The 15,618-nt window shown below is 71.3% G+C and carries 13 protein-coding genes; 4 read left to right on the top strand and 9 right to left on the bottom strand.

The features are described 5' to 3' along the window. Positions 1-45: 45 nt before the first annotated feature. Together HZZ10_RS02245 and HZZ10_RS02240 are read right to left on the bottom strand one after the other, a co-directional pair. A complete protein-coding gene (locus tag HZZ10_RS02245; RefSeq protein WP_228086862.1) occupies positions 46-1,059 on the bottom strand; it encodes an aldose 1-epimerase in 1,014 nt (337 codons plus the stop codon). Positions 1,060-1,275: 216 nt separating this feature from the next. After that, a complete protein-coding gene (locus HZZ10_RS02240) occupies positions 1,276-4,320 on the bottom strand; it encodes a UPF0182 family membrane protein (protein WP_179912237.1) in 3,045 nt (1,014 codons plus the stop codon). 229 nt (positions 4,321-4,549) lie between these two features. Between HZZ10_RS02240 and HZZ10_RS02235 the strand changes: the two genes are divergently transcribed. After that, on the top strand, positions 4,550-5,194 hold the full coding sequence (locus HZZ10_RS02235; protein WP_306525902.1) for a PPA1309 family protein: 645 nt from the start codon (positions 4,550-4,552) through the stop codon (positions 5,192-5,194). A gap of 84 nt (positions 5,195-5,278) precedes the next feature. Here HZZ10_RS02235 and HZZ10_RS02230 read toward each other — a convergent pair whose 3' ends face one another. Together HZZ10_RS02230 and HZZ10_RS02225 are read right to left on the bottom strand one after the other, a co-directional pair. Beyond that, on the bottom strand, positions 5,279-6,469 hold the full coding sequence (locus HZZ10_RS02230) for a YlbL family protein (RefSeq protein WP_308507464.1): 1,191 nt from the start codon (positions 6,467-6,469) through the stop codon (positions 5,279-5,281). 101 nt (positions 6,470-6,570) lie between these two features. Beyond that, positions 6,571-7,716, bottom strand: coding sequence for a Rossmann-fold NAD(P)-binding domain-containing protein (locus HZZ10_RS02225; RefSeq protein WP_179912236.1), 1,146 nt, complete (start codon positions 7,714-7,716; stop codon positions 6,571-6,573). Positions 7,717-7,802: 86 nt separating this feature from the next. Here HZZ10_RS02225 and HZZ10_RS02220 point away from each other — a divergent pair, with 86 nt between their 5' ends. After that, complete coding sequence (locus HZZ10_RS02220; RefSeq protein ID WP_082543779.1) at positions 7,803-9,368, top strand: zinc-dependent metalloprotease; 1,566 nt, start codon at positions 7,803-7,805, stop codon at positions 9,366-9,368. A 26-nt stretch (positions 9,369-9,394) separates the two neighbouring features. On the opposite strand, the gene HZZ10_RS02215 is transcribed toward HZZ10_RS02220, so the two are convergent. Further along, complete coding sequence (locus HZZ10_RS02215) at positions 9,395-9,964, bottom strand: M48 family metallopeptidase (protein ID WP_056129072.1); 570 nt, start codon at positions 9,962-9,964, stop codon at positions 9,395-9,397. A gap of 379 nt (positions 9,965-10,343) precedes the next feature. Between HZZ10_RS02215 and HZZ10_RS02210 the strand changes: the two genes are divergently transcribed. After that, complete coding sequence (locus tag HZZ10_RS02210) at positions 10,344-11,054, top strand: TOMM precursor leader peptide-binding protein (RefSeq protein WP_179912235.1); 711 nt, start codon at positions 10,344-10,346, stop codon at positions 11,052-11,054. 18 nt (positions 11,055-11,072) lie between these two features. Here the strand turns inward: HZZ10_RS02210 and HZZ10_RS19120 are convergent, their stop codons facing one another. The 3 genes from HZZ10_RS19120 to HZZ10_RS02195 form a co-directional block, all read right to left on the bottom strand. Beyond that, the gene (locus HZZ10_RS19120) at positions 11,073-11,477 is read right to left on the bottom strand and encodes a WhiB family transcriptional regulator (RefSeq protein WP_308507463.1); all 405 of its coding nucleotides are present in this window, start codon (positions 11,475-11,477) and stop codon (positions 11,073-11,075) included. A gap of 166 nt (positions 11,478-11,643) precedes the next feature. Further along, positions 11,644-11,802 (bottom strand): hypothetical protein, encoded by a 159-nt coding sequence (locus HZZ10_RS02200; RefSeq protein ID WP_156382660.1) that lies wholly within the window; start codon positions 11,800-11,802, stop codon positions 11,644-11,646. A gap of 101 nt (positions 11,803-11,903) precedes the next feature. Next, on the bottom strand, positions 11,904-14,006 hold the full coding sequence (locus tag HZZ10_RS02195) for an ATP-dependent DNA helicase UvrD2 (protein ID WP_228086859.1): 2,103 nt from the start codon (positions 14,004-14,006) through the stop codon (positions 11,904-11,906). A 141-nt stretch (positions 14,007-14,147) separates the two neighbouring features. Here HZZ10_RS02195 and HZZ10_RS02190 point away from each other — a divergent pair, with 141 nt between their 5' ends. Further along, positions 14,148-14,426 (top strand): mycoredoxin, encoded by a 279-nt coding sequence (locus tag HZZ10_RS02190; protein ID WP_056129062.1) that lies wholly within the window; start codon positions 14,148-14,150, stop codon positions 14,424-14,426. 151 nt (positions 14,427-14,577) lie between these two features. Here the strand turns inward: HZZ10_RS02190 and nudC are convergent, their stop codons facing one another. After that, entirely contained in the window at positions 14,578-15,573 is a 996-nt protein-coding gene (gene nudC, locus HZZ10_RS02185) for an NAD(+) diphosphatase (RefSeq protein ID WP_179912234.1), read from the bottom strand. Between the last annotated feature and the right edge of the window lie 45 nt (positions 15,574-15,618).

Genomic DNA, 15,618 nt, shown 5'->3' with positions numbered 1-15,618 from the left:
CCGGACGGGGTCGGAGACGGACGCTCTCACCGCTCGACGCGGACGTCAGCCCTGCTGGCCGCGCACCACGTGCACACCGAGCTCGAAGGTCTTCGCCTGCCCGACGGCGACCCGCACCTCGTCGGCCCTGTCGGGGCGGTTGAAGGCGTCGGTCGTCGTCTCGAGCGACTCGATGGCCACGGACTCGCGCTTGCGCTCGAGGGCGTCGCTCGTGAAGACGAGGAGCGTCCCAGTCTTCTGCCACACCGCGAGGCCGTCGCCTGTCGCCGGGTCGGTCAGCAGCGTGCGGATCACACCGTCGGCGTCGGGCACCAGACGGTCCCAGGCGTCGTCGTACTCGACGCCCTCGAGGGTCTCGTGGACGAGGTCGGCGTCCATCGGGGCGTAGGCGGCGTCGCCCGGCAGCGGGATGAGGTCGGCGTCGTTGACGATCTGCGCACGGGCGGGGACGCGCAGGGCCAGGCCGTCGATGGTGTCGTGCCCGGGCAGCGTGAAGTACGGGTGCCATCCCGCAGCGACCGGGGCGTCGGTCTCGCCGACGTTGCGGTACGTGAGCGTCAGGTCGAGCGACGTCGCGGTGAGGTCGAAGCGGACCGTCGCGTCGAGAGCGAAGGGGTAGCCCTCGACGTCGCCCGGACGGACCTCGAAGGCGAAGGTGATGCTCACGGCGTCGGCGGCAGGGTCGACGTCCTCGGCGACGACGGTCCAGTCGTGACCGCGCGCGTGGCCGTGGATGACCTCCTTGTCGACGGGGAACTGAAGCCCCATCTCGTGGGTGACGCCGTCGAAGGTGTAGCGGTCGTCCTTGAGACGGTTGGCGAAGGGGAAGAGGATCGCGCTGCGGCCACCGTGCTGCAGCTGGAAGTCGGCCTCGTCGCTGTAGCCGTCGATGTACCCGGCCCAGCCGTCACGCCAGGGAGCGGTCCACGACAGCACCGTCGCGCCGCGGACCAAGATCTCTGCCCGGGCACCGCTCGCGTGCTGGAGGATCTTCGTGGGGAGCGAGCCGAACGACCCGTCCGTGATCGCGTGCTGTCCCGTGGTGTTCATCGTTGTCATGGCGCAATGGTCGTCCGTGGGAGCACCGTGAGGCAAACCACGTCCACCCTCGGGGCCTACCTCCCCGCACCAAGAGCGCGCCCGGTCCGTCAGCAGCGCACCGGGCACCGGGCACCGGGATGGTGACCGGTGGGACGAGACGCCGACGGCGGCCCCCTCTGGTATCAGAGGAGACCGCCGTCGTCGGTCGATCAGGTGCAGCGTGGGAGCGCCGGATCAGTTCCCGAGCGCCTCGTCGGCCGCGAGGGCTGCCTCGAGGGCGAGCTGCAGACGGTCCTGAGCCTCGCCGTAGGCGGCGAAGTCACCGTCGGTCAGCGCGGACTGGCTGTCGTCGAGCGCCTTCTTGGCATCTGCCAGCGCCTCGTTCAGCTGCGTCCGTGCGTCACCCGCGGGGACGTCGGTCGTCGGGGCGTCCGTCGGGTCTGTCGTCGGCTCGGCGGTCGGGGTGTCGGTCGCCCCGTCCGTCGGTGCCGACGGGTCCGTCGGGGCGTCTGTCGGGTCGTCGACAGGCACCTCGCCCTCGTCGGGGGTCTCCGCGTCACCGGCTGTCGCACCGGAGTCACCGGCGAACACCTGGTCGAGAGCCTCGTCGAGGGTGTTGGCGAAGCCGACCTCGTCACCGAAGGCCACGAGGACCTTGCGCAGCAGCGGGAAGACCGTGCCGCTCGACGACTGGACGTACACAGGCTGCACGTACAGCAGGCCGCCACCCATGGGCAGGGTGAGCAGGTTGCCGTTGATCACCGTCGAGTTTCCCTGCCGCAGCAGGTTGAGGTCCTGGGCGATCTCCGAGTCGGAGTTGAAGTTGTTCTGCACCTGGCCGGGGCCGGGCACCGTCGAACCTCGCGGCAGCTCGAGGAGCCGCAGCTTGCCGTAGCCCTCGGCGACCTCTCCAGCCGTGTTGCCGGCCTCGGCGTCGACCGCGAGGTACCCGGTCATGACGTTGCGGTCGCTCGTACCACCGGTGATGAACGACGAGGACAGCGAGAAGGACGGAGCGTCCTGGCCCGGCATCTGGAGCGTCTGGTAGTACGGCGGCTGGAGCGTCGTGTTCGAGGTCCCACCGGTCGGGTCTGTCGGGCTGCGCCAGAAGTCCTGACCGGAGAAGAACTCGCTCGCCGTGTCCACGTGGTAGCGCGTGAGGAGCGCACGCTGGACCTTGAACATGTCCTCCGGGTAGCGCATGTGGCTCATGAGGTCGCCGGAGATCTCGGAGATCGGCTGGATCATGTTCGGGAACACACCCTGCCAGGCCTGCAGGACCGGGTCCTCGGTGTCCCACGCGTAGAGCGTGACCGAGCCGTCGTAGGCGTCGACGGTGGCCTTGACCGAGTTGCGGATGTAGTTGACCTGCTGCGGCGCGAGCGCCTGGATCGAGGTCGACGTCGCCGTGAGCGAGTCGGCCGTGACGTCCTCGAGGGACTCCGAGGCCGAGTACGGGTACTCGTTCGAGGTGGTGTAGCCGTCGATGATCCACTTGACCCGGCCGTCCACCACGGCCGGGTACACGCGCCCGTCGAGTGTCAGGTACGGAGCGACCTTCTCGACGCGGGCCCGCGGGTCGCGGTCGTAGACGATCTGCGACTCGGAGGTCACACGGTCGGAGAAGAGGATCTCCTCGGACTGGAACTTGAGCGCGTAGAGCAGCTTGTTCATGAAGGAACCGAGGTCCGGTCCGATGGCCGTGTCGGCGGTCGGGAAGGTCGTGTTGACCTGCCCGCCCTCTTCGTCCGTCGGGTAGTCGAGCTCCCACGGGTCCGTGCCCTCGGGGGCACCGACGATGGAATAGCTCGGGGACTTCGGGCTGAAGTAGATCCGCGGCTCGTAGCCGTTGTCGGTCTCCTCGGTCAGCGCGCCGACCGACGGGATGCCGCCCTCGTAGAAGGCCGGACGGCCGTCCGGTCCGATCTGGTTGCCGTAAGCCGCGACCACACCGAAGCCGTGGGTGTAGACCGTGTGGTCGTTGACCCAGTTGCGCTGGTCGCCGCCGAGGCCGTTGAGGTCGAGCTCGCGCACGGCGATGACCGTGTCCCTGCTCTCCCCCTCGATCTCGTAGCGGTCGACCGAGAGCGTGTCCGCGAAGTTGTAGTAGCCACGGTTCTGCTGCAGCTGACGGAACGACGGGCTGACGATCGTCGGGTCGAGCAGACGGATCGACTGCGTGGTCTGGGCGTCCTCGCGGAGCGCACCGGCTTCGGCGGTCGTCTTGGCGTTGTACGACTCGGTCTCGATCTCGTCGAGGCCGAAGGCCGTCCGTGTCGCGTCGATGTTGCGCTGGATGAAGTCGGCCTCGAGCTCCTGGGCGTTCGGGGTGACCTGGAAGCGCTGGACGATCGCCGGGTAGATGCCACCGACGGCGATCGCGGCGACGACCATGAGGCCGACACCGATCGCCGGCAGACGCCAGTTGCCACGGACCGCGGTGATGACGAACAGGACCGCGACGAGCAGAGCGACCCCGGCGAGGATCGCCTTGGCCGGGATGACGGCGTTGACGTCGGCGAAGGACGCACCTGCGAAGCGGTCGTTCTCGGTCTTGAGGATCGAGTAGCGGTCCAGCCAGTAGTTGACACCGAGCAGCACCATGATGACCGCGGCCGTGGTCGCGAGCTGGATGCGCGCGGCACCCGTCGTCCGGACGCCACCGTCACCCAGGCGCACACCCCCGTAGAGGTACAGGGTCGCGATCGCACCGATGCCGGAGATGATCGCGACAGCCATGAGGAAGCTCACCACGAAGCGCAGCACGGGCAGCGTGAAGATGAAGAACGACAGGTCCATGCCGTACTGCGGGTCGGTCGTGCCGAAGGGCACCGAGTTCAGCGCGAGCAGCACCGTCGTCCACTGCGAGGACGCCGCGATGCCGGCGAACAGCCCGACGAGCAGCGGAGCGGCGACCATCACCAGACGACGCAGGGGCTCGATCGCCTCGCGGTACTGGTCGAGGGTCGCCTGCTCGGGCGTCGACGGCGCATAGATGGGGCGCTTGCGGTACGCGAGCTGCAGGCTCGCGTAGACCGCGGCGGCCATCACGAGGAACCCGGCGACGAACAGGGCGGCACGCGTGCCCCACTGCGTCCACAGGACCTTCTCGTACCCGAGCTGGTCGAACCACATCACCTCCGTCCAGAACTGCGCGAGCAGGAAGAGGGCCACCACGACGACGCCGACTGCGGCGACGGTGATGACGAGCGGACTCGGCCTACGGCGACCCGGTCCCCGTGCGGGGGCTGGTCGACGAGGGGGCGCTGCTGAAGACACGGCGTGGGATCCTCGCTGTTGGTGACACTCGTGCACGAGCACCCCGAGGGAGCACTCACACAGTGAACGCGTGCGGTCTCCTCAAGGTTCCCACAGTTCATGGGGGTATCGCCTGCTCCGGCGGGCTTCCCGACCGGCACGACGGCTCGGGGCGCTGGCGGCGCACCCGCCCGACGCGCTGCGCCCGGCTGCCTGCCGTCCCGGCGCGAGGTCTGCGAGACTTGTCCGCATGACTGACGCACCTGCCACGCCGACCGGCCCGACCGGCGACGCCCACGACTCGACCGGGACCCCGGACCGCCAGACGGCGCAGGCCGCACCCGCGCAGCAGCAGGCTCCGTCGATGGCCGAGATCTTCCTCGCGGAGGCCGTCGTCGACGTCGAGGCCCACGTCGCCTCGACAGGGTGGGACGCCCCGCTGCGGGTCTTCGCGCTCGTCTCGACGCAGGCCGCCCTCGAGGCCGAGCCCGAGCTCGCGAAGATGCTCCCCGCCGAGACCGTCGAGGCTGCACGGGACAACCCGCTGCACCTGACCTCGGTCGAGCAGGACGGCGTGCCCGACTCGGTCGAGCTCGACGACCTGCTCGCGTCGATCACCTGGCCCGAGGCCGTGACAGGCGCCGCGCTCGTCGTCGAGCGGATCATCCTGCCGCCGACGGCCGAGGAGGGCATCCCCGAGGACCCGTCGGCCGCGCTCGCGTACCTGTCCGAGCACCCGGACCGTCAGGACGTCCGGATGGCCGTCGGCGTGCTGCGTGACGGGACGTCGTGGTGCGCGCTGCGCTCGCGGTCCAACGACTCGGCCGCCGAGGTCGCCGGCGGACCGGCACTCGTCCCAGGCCTCGTGGAGGCGCTCCGCGCGACCTTCGACTGAGCGGGCCGGTCCTGCCGACCCTGCCGGCTCGAGCAGCGGGAGACGCCTGAGCACCGACGGCCCTCTCGGGGCCTGCCACTGGTGTCAGCCGGCTGTGCAGGTGTCGAGCGTGCTGCCCTCGCCCGCGCCGATCGCGACCATCGCGGCCCGCGCCTCGGCCAGCGTCGCCACCTTCGCGACCTGCAGACCTTCCGGCACGTGGCCGACGACCTCGTCGCAGTTGGCTGCGGGTGCGAGGAACCAGGTGGCCCCGTCGCGCACGGCGCCGTCGAGCTTCTGGCGGATGCCGCCGATGGGTCCCACCTGCCCTGCGAGGTCCATGGTCCCGGTCCCGGCGATCACCTGACCGTTCGCCTCGTCCTCGGGCGTCAGCCTGTCGATGATCCCGAGCGCGAACATGGTCCCGGCGCTCGGTCCGCCGATGTTCTCGATCTGGATGCTCACGTCGACGGGGAAGTCGAAGCTGCTCTGCACCACGACACCCAGGCGTGAGCCGTCTTGTCCCTCGACGGCCCCCGTGGTCACGGTGAGGTCGGTCGGGGTCCCGTCGCGGACCACGCCGAGCGTCACGTCGGTCCCGGGGTCGATCGTCGTCAGACGCTCGAGCAGGTCCTCGGAGGATGCCAGCGGCTCCCCGTCGAGAGAGGCGATCACGTCGCCCGGCTCGACGACACCGCTAGCCCCGGAGTCTGCTGCGGTCTCGACGGCCGAGAGCGTCACCGGCACGTCGTAGCCGAGCTCGGTGAGCGCCGCGTACGTCGCCATCTCCTGCGAGGAGGTCATCTCGGCCGAGCTCTGCGCGTCGAGCTCCTCGCGCGAGACGGACTTCGGGAACACTGTCTCGACGGGTGCCACGACCCGCGTCGGGTCGACCCACCCCTGGACCACCTGGGCGAGGTTCACGGGGAAGCCCGGGCCGCCGCTGACCCCGACTGTCGTCAGGCGCAGCTCGCCCGTGGACTCGTAGGTCGGGGCGCCGGTGATCTCGATGAGCGGCGTGCCGTCCTCCTCGCCGAGGGTGTCGCGGGTCGGCCCCGGAGAGCGCACAGCGTACGGCGACGGGAGGATCGCCAGGCCGGAGAGCAGCAGCACCGTCGCCATGAACGAGATGCCGAGCGTGATCGAGCGCGCCGACGGGCGCTCGCGTCCGGGCAGCGCGTACGGCTCGCGGAGGTTGCGCTCGAGAGCGCTCTCCCGGCCAGCCTCCGGAGCCGCAGAGGGCTGGTCGGACGACTGGTCTGCGGGGGGCTGGGTCGACATCTTCTTGCGGCGCACCGACCCATCATCCCCGAGAAGTCTGGCAGCGTGCTGAGCGACGGGTCGGTTCCTGTCGACCGTCCGGTGCTGGGCCGGTGCTGGGCTGGCGCAGCACCGGTTCAGCGGCGGCCGCGGGCCTGCCTCCAGACTGCGGCTGTCCCGAGCAGGGCGACAGCTGCTCCAGCCGCACCGAGGGCCGCCGCGTCACGGCGCGCGACCCTGCGCCCACCGACACCGAGACGCCCACGGGCCTGGTCGACCAGCAGCTCGAGGCACGAGCGGCTGGACCACCCCGGCACCCAGCCGGCCGCCGTCAGACGGCGTGCCGACACGGTCCAGGGGTAGACCGTGCACGCGAGGTCCGACGCGGGAGCGGGCAGCGCGCCGACCCTGTGCAGCCGCTCGGCGGCGGCGAAGGCGACCGCGGCCGGGAGGTCGACGGTCCGCAGACCGGTGATCGCGACGACCTCGTCAGGGTCGAGGACGTCCGGCGCGCCGTCACGCACCGCGCCGACGGTGAGCGCACCTGTGAGGCCATGCTCCACGCAGACAGCCACAGCCGACGCCAGGTCGTCGACGTGCACGAGCTGCCAGTCGCGGCGCGTCCCCCGGACGGTGAGGATCCGCGGTGCCTCGAAGTGCCGGGTGAGGAGCGTGTCGACGCCGGGGCCGACGAGGACCGCAGGCCGCAGCACTGTCAGCCTCGGGACCTGGTGCACGGCCGCCGCCTCGCGCAGCGCAGCCTCGAAGGCCCGCAGGTCGCCCGCAGCGCCCTCGTCAGGCTCGTCGGGTTCGAGACCGGGGTCGGGGGCTGTGCTGCCTGCGCCGTCTGTGCCGTCGCTGTCGTCGCCGTCGTCGCCGTCGCCGTCGCCGTCGCCGTCGTCACCATCGTCGATGAGCGCCCGACCGGGCGCGGCTCCCTCGACCATCGCCGAGCTGATGCCGACCACGTGGACCACCCCGGCGGCCACGGCCGCCGCGACCGCGGCGTGCACCCGCTCCGCGGTCTCCGCCCGGCGCTCAGCCGTGCGGCGGGCGACGACAGACTCGAAGTCGCCCGTCTGACCGACGATCACGACAGCCTCCGCGCCGTCGAGCCCGGCGGACCCGTCGTCCGAGGCAGGGTGCTCAGAGATGGCTGCTCCCGCGTCGCCACCGCCACCTGGCGCGTGCAGGCGCACGCCGAGCGCCTCCCGCAGGCCGCGGGCGACCGGGGATTCGCCGACGACGACGGTGCGCCCTGAGCGAACCAGGTGTGGTGTCATGGTGAATCTGGCCTCTCGCAGTACGTCTGTGTGGTTACCGTAGTCAGAACGAAGCCCGGTCCGAGTCATCGCCCCAGGAGATCCTCATGAGCAGCGACCCGTTCGACCCCAGCGGTGCGCCGCGCGAGCCCGACCCGAACCAGTGGGAAGAGCTCCTGCGGTCCATGTTCGGGGCGGACGCCGACGAGGCCATGGCCGAGCTCAAGTCCCGGGGCCTCGACCCCGAGCTGCTCGCCGCAGGCTCGGCGCTGCAGAACGACCCCGCGATGCTCCGTCAGGTCCTCGACCAGGTCAAGCAGATGCTGACGGCGACAGGCACGGGCCCTGTCAACGCGGACGTCGCGCACGACGTCGCTCGTCAGGCGGCTGTCGCCGAGGGCGACCCGTCGCTGTCCGCACGGGACACCCGCGTCGCGACCGAGGCGCTGTCTGTCGCCGAGCTCTGGCTCGACGCCGCGACCGAGCTGCCCCCGGGTGGCGGACGGTCGCTCGCGTGGAGCCGGTCCGAGTGGGTCGAGCACACGCTCCCCGCCTGGAGCGCGCTCGCCCAGCCCGTCGCGGCCTCGGTGGCCGACGCCCTCGGCGCCGTCCTGCGCGACCAGCTGCCCGAAGACCTCAGCGAGCTCGGTGGCCCCGACTCGGGGATCCCCGGCATGGCTGGCCTGTCGAGCTTCTTCGGCGGGACCGACGGATTCGACCCCGCTCAGATGATGCGCCAGATCGGCTCGGCCGTCTTCGGCATGCAGGTCGGCACGGCCGCCGGGACGCTGTCCCGTGAGGTCTTCGGTGCGACGGACATCGGCGTCCCGCTGCTCAGCGAGCCCGCGACGGTCCTCGTCCCCTCGAACGTCAAGGCCTTCGCCGAGGGGCTCGACGCCCCCGAAGACGAGGTCAGGCTGTTCCTCGCGCTCCGCGAGGTCGCGCACGCCCGCCTCTTCACGCACGTCTCCTGGCTGCGCGGTCACCTGCTCGGGCTCGTCGAGGCCTACGCCCAGGGCATCACGATCGACATGTCGGCCCTCGAGTCCTCCATGCGCGAGATCGACCCGACAGACACCGAGGCGCTGCGCGGTGCGCTCTCCGGCGGCGTGTTCGGCCTGCAGTCGACCCCCGAGCAGGAGGCCACCCTGCTGCGCCTCGAGACCGTCCTGGCCCTCGTCGAGGGCTGGGTCGACGAGGTCGTGGCGCGTGCCGCGCTCCCCCACCTGCCGCACTCCGTCGCGCTGCGCGAGATGATCCGTCGCCGCCGCGCGGCCGGCGGACCTGCCGAGCAGACCTTCGCCTCCCTCGTCGGGCTCGAGCTGCGTCCACGACGCTCGCGAGACGCCGCCACCCTCTGGGCCACCATCGACGCGCAGGTGGGGTCCGAGGCCCGCGACGCGGTCTGGGACCACCCGGACCTGCTGCCCGGGACCGAAGACCTCGACGACCCGGCCGGCTACTTCAGCCGTCGCGAGCAGGTCACCGCCGAGCAGTCGGACGTCGACAAGGCTCTCGCCGAGATCTTCGGGGACGACACGGCAGGAGAGCCTTCCGCTGCTGGCAGCGACGAGGGCAGCGTCCAGACCGACGGTCCGACGAGCGCCGGCTCACCCGACGACGACACGTCCGGTGACGAGCCTGACGGCCAGGGGTCGGCTCCCCGCTCCTGAGACTCCGCTCCTCAGGCAGGCTCGGCTCAGGCGGGGTCGTCGTCCTCGTCGTCCTGGGGCGGCATCTCGTCAGCCCCCGTGTCGCAGGCGAAGGAGAACCCCTCGAGGAACCCCCGGGCCCGCTCGGTCCGGGGGTAGGCGTCGAGCAGCGCCCAGAACTCGGGCCCGTGGCCGGCGTGCAGCGTGTGGGCGAGCTCGTGGAGCAGCACGTAGTCGAGCACCCACGAGGGCATCCCGCGCACCCGCGTCGAGATGCGGATCGACCTGTCGGGCAGGGTGCACGACCCCCAGCGTCGTCCTTGGCGGCTGGACCACCGCACGGACGATGGCCGGGCACGGCCGTCGAGGTACTTCTCGGAGAGGACCGCCGCCCGCGTCGCGAGCCCCTCGTCGGAGGGTCTGCGGCGCTGCTCCTTGTCCGCGAGGCGCGCCACCATCCGCGCGACCCACTCTGCCTCCTGGGCGCGCGAGAACCGTGCAGGGATGGAGACGATCGTCCGGTCCCCGTCGCGGTACGCACTCACCGTGCTCTTGCGTCGACGGCTGCGTCGGACCTCGACCTGGGGGACTGGCACTCCGTCGACGGTGTCGGGCACAGACGAACCGTAGCGTCTCGGCGGCTGATCACGAAGCATCTCACCGGGGCGGTGCGTCCTTTCGCCCGGTCTCACTCCGTCCACCGGACGATCGAGACGACTCCTGTGGAGAACCTCCGCAGGCTCCCAGGTCACGAGACGATGGACCTCCGCGACAGGTCTGGCAGCCGTCGTCCAGGTGCACGCCCCTGCCGACAGCACCCCCAGGACGGAGACCACAGTGCGGAGGACCTCCACCCCGGGCAGGCCCAGCCGAGGGGTGGGCGCTGCCTCGCAGACAGCCGCGACCGATCCCGGCCAGGTCACGTCGGCGCTGCTCGACGACGCCGCCGCGGTCGACGCACGATCACGGTCCCAGGGGACGACGGGAGGACCTGTCGTGGCAGCCCGAGCCCGGCGGGTCGTGGCGGTCGTCGGGACAGGTCGTCTCGGAGCCGTCGCTGTCGACGTCCTGACCGCGAGCGGCATCGGCACGCTGCTGCTCGTCGACCCGCGGGAGGTCCGGCCGTCCGACGTCGGCGTGGGAGGCCTGCGCGAGCACCACGTCGGCCGGCGCTGGGACGACGCGCTGCGCGACCTGGTCGTCCTGGCCCGGCGTAGGACGCAGGTCGGCGACGCTGAGCACGACTCCCCTGACGTCGTCGTCCTCGTCGTCGAGGAGGGGGTCGGGGTGCTGCGGACGGCACGGCTCGTGGCTGAGGGAGTCCCGCACCTGGTCGTGACGGTGACGGCGTGGGGAGCCGTGGTGGGGCCCTTCGTGCTGCCTGGTCAGACGGCGTGCGTGCGCTGTGTCGAGCTCCAGGTCGAGTCCCTGGGCGATCTCGCGGACGACGATGCTCTGCATGCTGCAGGGCCGGCGGCGCTCGGTGCCGCGCCTGGCGGACGGCTGCCGCAGTCGTCTGCGGTCGCGGCGACGGCGGGTGCGCTCGTCGCGGCGGAGGTGGTGGCCTACCTCGACGGGCGGCGGCCCGCGACAGCCGGGGCGAGCATCGACGTCGAGACGCTCGATGCCATGCCCCGGCTGCGGGGCTGGTCGGTGCACCCGCGCTGCGGGTGCACCGAGACGGGTGTCGTGGCACCCGGGTGCTGACGAGGGGCTGACGTCATGTCATGCCACCTCGGTCTTGCGGGGGCGTCCCCGCCCTCTCTTCTTCGCGACGACGACGCCGTCGACGAAGACCTCTCCACCCCACACGCCCCACGGCTCGGCGCGGTCGACCGCACCGGTGAGGCAGGCTGCCGCGAGCGGGCACTCCTTGCAGAGGGCCTTGGCCTGCTCGACCTGGGCCGACTGCTCGGCGAACCAGAGCTCGGGGTCGTTGTTGCGGCAGGGCACGAGGCCCGCGACGAGCTCGTCGAACTCCTGGCCCTCGAGCTGGGTGAGTGTTGCTGCAGGTCGAGCGTCCCTGCGGACCCTCGCCTGGTCGTGCGTCGGCTCCTGGGTGGTGCTGGGTCGAGCCCAAGCCCCGGAGCCGCCCTGTGACATCGTGTCGAGCAGCGTTGTAGGCCGCACGGTGTCCTCCTTGTATCCCGTTTTCTCACATGGTCTGGCTGTGAGGGATGCGCGGAGCCTGAGTACGACGAGCCGACCCCCGCAGACGCGGAGACAGGCTGGTGGTACGAAGAAGGCCGCGGATCCCTGAGGACTCCGCGGCCTGGACGGCTCGTCTGAACAGTCGTCAGACGGTGTGTGCCCTGGGTGCGGAGACGTGGGTGCGGTCGATGCCGGCGAACCGACGACGAGTGGAGACAGCGGTCGCGGCTGAGCCGACCTTCGCTGGGTAGCTCGCAGCGTCGCGGCTTCCGATGACCGTTGCGGTCATGATGTTGATCTCCATCTAGCACCCACCTCCTCTCGTCTCGGGCTCAGACCTCTCGGTCGTCGCCGCTCCTTCTTCGGACTCTTGAACCTTAGGGCTGGCGGTTCTCGACCTGCAAGTTAATTACCGAGTTTCTTTTCGACATGTGCTCGGACCACCCCGAGGACCTCTGCCCCGTAGGTCTCGACCTTGCCCGGGCCGACCCCGTCGATCCGCACCAGGTCAGCGTTCGAGGTCGGTGCGAGCTCGGCCATGGCGCGCAGGATCGAGTCCGAGAACACGACGAACTTCGGCCTGTCGATCGCCTCGGCGCGGGCGGTCCGCCAGTCCTTGAGCGCCTCGTAGAGCTCGGCGTCGTACTCCCCCGTGACGACGACCGCCGTCCGGCCGCCGACGTCTCGGGGCGCGCGCCGGATCCCGGCTGCCGGGTTGTCGCTCGGCCACAGCCCGTCGAGGAACCGTGTGCGACGCCGTCCGGCGCGTCCTCCGGGGTTGCGAGCCCGGGCGAAGGAGAGGTCGAGGTGCTCCCTGGCACGGGTGATGCCGACGTAGAGCAGGCGCCGCTCTTCGGCGACGGCCTCGTCGGTCTCCGCGAGCGAGATGGGCATGAGCCCCTCGCTCATCCCAGCGAGGAACACCGCGTCCCACTCGAGTCCCTTGGCCGCGTGCAGCGAGGCGAGGGTGACACCCTCGACAGTCGGTGCGTGCTGAGCCGATGCGCGCTCTTCGAGGTCCTGGATGAGGTCGGGCAGCGAGGCTCGACGCTTGTCCCAGAGGTCGTCCGCGAGCCCCACGAGGGCCTGCATGGACTCCCACCGCTCACGGGCGGCGCCGCGGGTCGCGGGCGGCACGGCCGACCAGCCCGCCGAGGTGAGGACGTCCCGGACCGTCGTCGGCATCGGGATGTCAGGCTCGGCGGAGCGCGCGGCACCTCGGAGCAGGACGATCGCGTCGCGCACCTCGCGGCGGACGAAGAACCTCTCCCCTCCCCTGACCAGGTAGGCGATCCCAGCGTCGGCGAGCGCGGCCTCGAAGCCTTCGGACTGGGCGTTGGTGCGGTACAGGACGGCGATCTCCGAGGGAGCGGTCCCGGCGGCGATGAGCCGTCCCACCTTGGTCGCGATGCCCTTGGCCTCGGCCTCGTCGTCGTCGTAGGTCGTGTACGCGACAGGCGGGCCCGAGGGGCGCTGCGCGACGAGCTCGAGCGCCGGGTGGCTGCCCGAGCGGCGCACGCCCTTGGTGGCGAGCAGCTTGTTCGCGAGGCCGACGACCTGGGGCGTGGACCTGTAGTCGCGGACCAGCCGGACGACCTGGGCGTCGGGGTGGGTCTTCTTGAAGCTCAGCAGGTGGTGGGGCGTCGCACCCGTGAAGGAGTAGATGGTCTGGCTCGGGTCACCGACGACGCAGAGCTCTTCACGCCCGCCGAGCCACTGGTCGAGGACGAACTGCTGGAGCGGGGAGACGTCCTGGTACTCGTCGACCACGAAGTGCCTGTACTGGCTGCGGACCGTCTCGGCGATGGTGTGGTTCGAGGCGAGCATGTCCCCCAGCATGAGCAGGACGTCTTCGAAGTCGATGACCGACCGCTCCGTCTTGACCTCTTCGTAGGCGGTGATGAGGCGGGCGACTGTGCGGTGGTCGAAGCCGGCGGGAGCAGGTCGCCCCTTTGCGACGCAGGCGCGCTCGTAGTCTTCCGCCGTGACGAGCGAGACCTTGGCCCACTCCACCTCGGAGGAGAGGTCGCGCACGGCGACGCGGTCGACGCTGAGGCTGAGCCTGCGGGCGGCCTCGCCGACCGCGGGGGCCTTGTGCTCGAGGATGCGGGGCGGTGGGCCGCCGACGACCTGCGGCCAGAAGAAGCTCAGCTGGCGCAGCGCGGCGGCGTGGAAGGTCCGGGCCTGGACCCCGCTCACGCCGAGGTCGCGCAGCCGGGTCCGCATCTCGCCCGCGGCGCGCGCTGTGAAGGTCACGGCGAGGACCGTCGTCGGCTTGTACATGCCTGTCCGGACGCCGTAGGCGATCCGGTGCGTGATGGCGCGCGTCTTGCCGGTCCCCGCGCCCGCGAGGACGCAGACCGGACCTGTGAGCGCCTCGGCGACGGCTCGCTGGTCCGGGTCGAGGGCCTCGAGGATCGCCTCGGGAGTCCGCGGGACGCTCGAGACGAGCGCACCGGTCGGCTGTGACGGCAGGGAAGGCTGGGAGGAAGACGTCGGTGCAGGCATGAGGACTCCATCTTCCCAGCCCGCACCGACACGTCGGGACGAAAGACGGGAATACTGGTGGTCGACCTCAGGGTTGTCCACGACGAGGCGCCGCCCGCCGGGCAGCATGCCGCACATCTCTCGAGAGGAGAGTCTCCCGCCATGAGCGAGACCACCGCCACCTCCCCCACGCTCCCCCCTGCCGGCGAGGTCGTGATGTACACGACGTCCTGGTGCGGCTACTGCCGCCGCCTGAAGACGCAGATGGACTCGGCCGGGATCGGCTACACCGAGGTCAACATCGAAGAGGTCCCCGGGACCGCCGAGTACGTCGAGCAGGTCAACGGCGGCAACCAAACCGTCCCGACGCTGGTGTTCCCGGACGGGTCGTCGGCGACCAACCCGTCGCTCGCCGACGTCAAGGCGCGCCTCGCGGCCTGACGCAGCGACGCACGGCGCGGCGGCTCACCGAGCCGCAAGGCGCACGCAGCACACGAGAGACCGTCTGGGCCGCAGCCCGACGGTCTCTTGTCGTGTGCAGACCGTGGCCTGCCCGCCGCCCCTCCTCGTCAGACGAGACCGAGCGTGCCGCTCAGGCTCCCGGCAGCTCGCCGCCGTACCAGTCCTCGATGAGGGCGCGGGCGATCGAGGCCCGGCTCGGGAGGCCGAGCTCTCCTGACTCGACGGCCCGGAGCATCTCCGTCCGCGTGAACCAGCGGGCCTCGGTCACCTCGACACCGTCCACCTGGATGTCGCGCGTCTGGGCGTGGGCGACGAAGCCGAGCATGAGCGAGGCAGGGAAGGGCCAGGGCTGGCTGCCCCGGTACTCGACGCCTCCGACGACGATCCCGACCTCTTCGAGCACCTCGCGGCGGACGGCCGCCTCGAGGGGCTCACCGGGCTCGACGTAGCCGGCGAGGGTCGAGAACCGGTTCGCGGGCCACTGGGCGGCGTGACCGAGCAGCATCCTGTCGTCCTCGTCGAGCACCGCCATGATCACCGCAGGGTCGGTGCGCGGGTAGTGGTCGGACCCGTCGTTGCTGCAGCGCCGCACCCAGCCGCCGTCGACAGGCTCGGTCGGCTCGCCGCAGCGAGGGCAGCGCGGGTGGGCGGCGTGCCAGGCTGCGAGGGCCACGGCCTCGGTCGCGAGCCCGACGTCGCGGGTGGTGAGCTGGGCACCGAGCTCACGGAGCGACCCCCAGCTGTGACGGGCGACGACAGCGTCGGCCGCGCTCACCGGGGCGACACCTTCGAGGCCGAGCTCGTCCGCGCCAGCGGCATCGGGGAGGATGCACGCGACGTAGGCGCGGTCGTCGTCTGCTCCGAGGTAGAGCCAGGTGGGACGCGTCTCGGGTGAGTGCGCCGCAGCGTCGGCGACATCGAGGACCTCAGCCGCTGGGACGAGCGCGAGCAGGCGCTCGGGACCGTCACCAGGGACGACGGCGAGACGCTTGCGGTGCACGAGCAGCACGAGAGTCCCCGGCTCGGCGAGCACCGTCCTGACGATCTCGGGCTCGGTGCGGCGCTCGGCGCGGCGTGCTGTGGTGGCTCGTGAGAGCGGTAGCTGGTCCCAGTCGACATGTCCCATGCCTCCACCGTACGACGATCCAGCAGCCCGGGCGGCCCGGGCCGG

The sequence above is a fragment of the Sanguibacter inulinus genome, from assembly GCF_013415325.1.
GTDB classification, from domain to species: Bacteria; Actinomycetota; Actinomycetes; order Actinomycetales; family Cellulomonadaceae; genus Sanguibacter; species Sanguibacter inulinus.
Note: the sequence above shows the minus strand (reverse complement) of the source record. Positions and strands in the feature narration are given on the sequence as shown.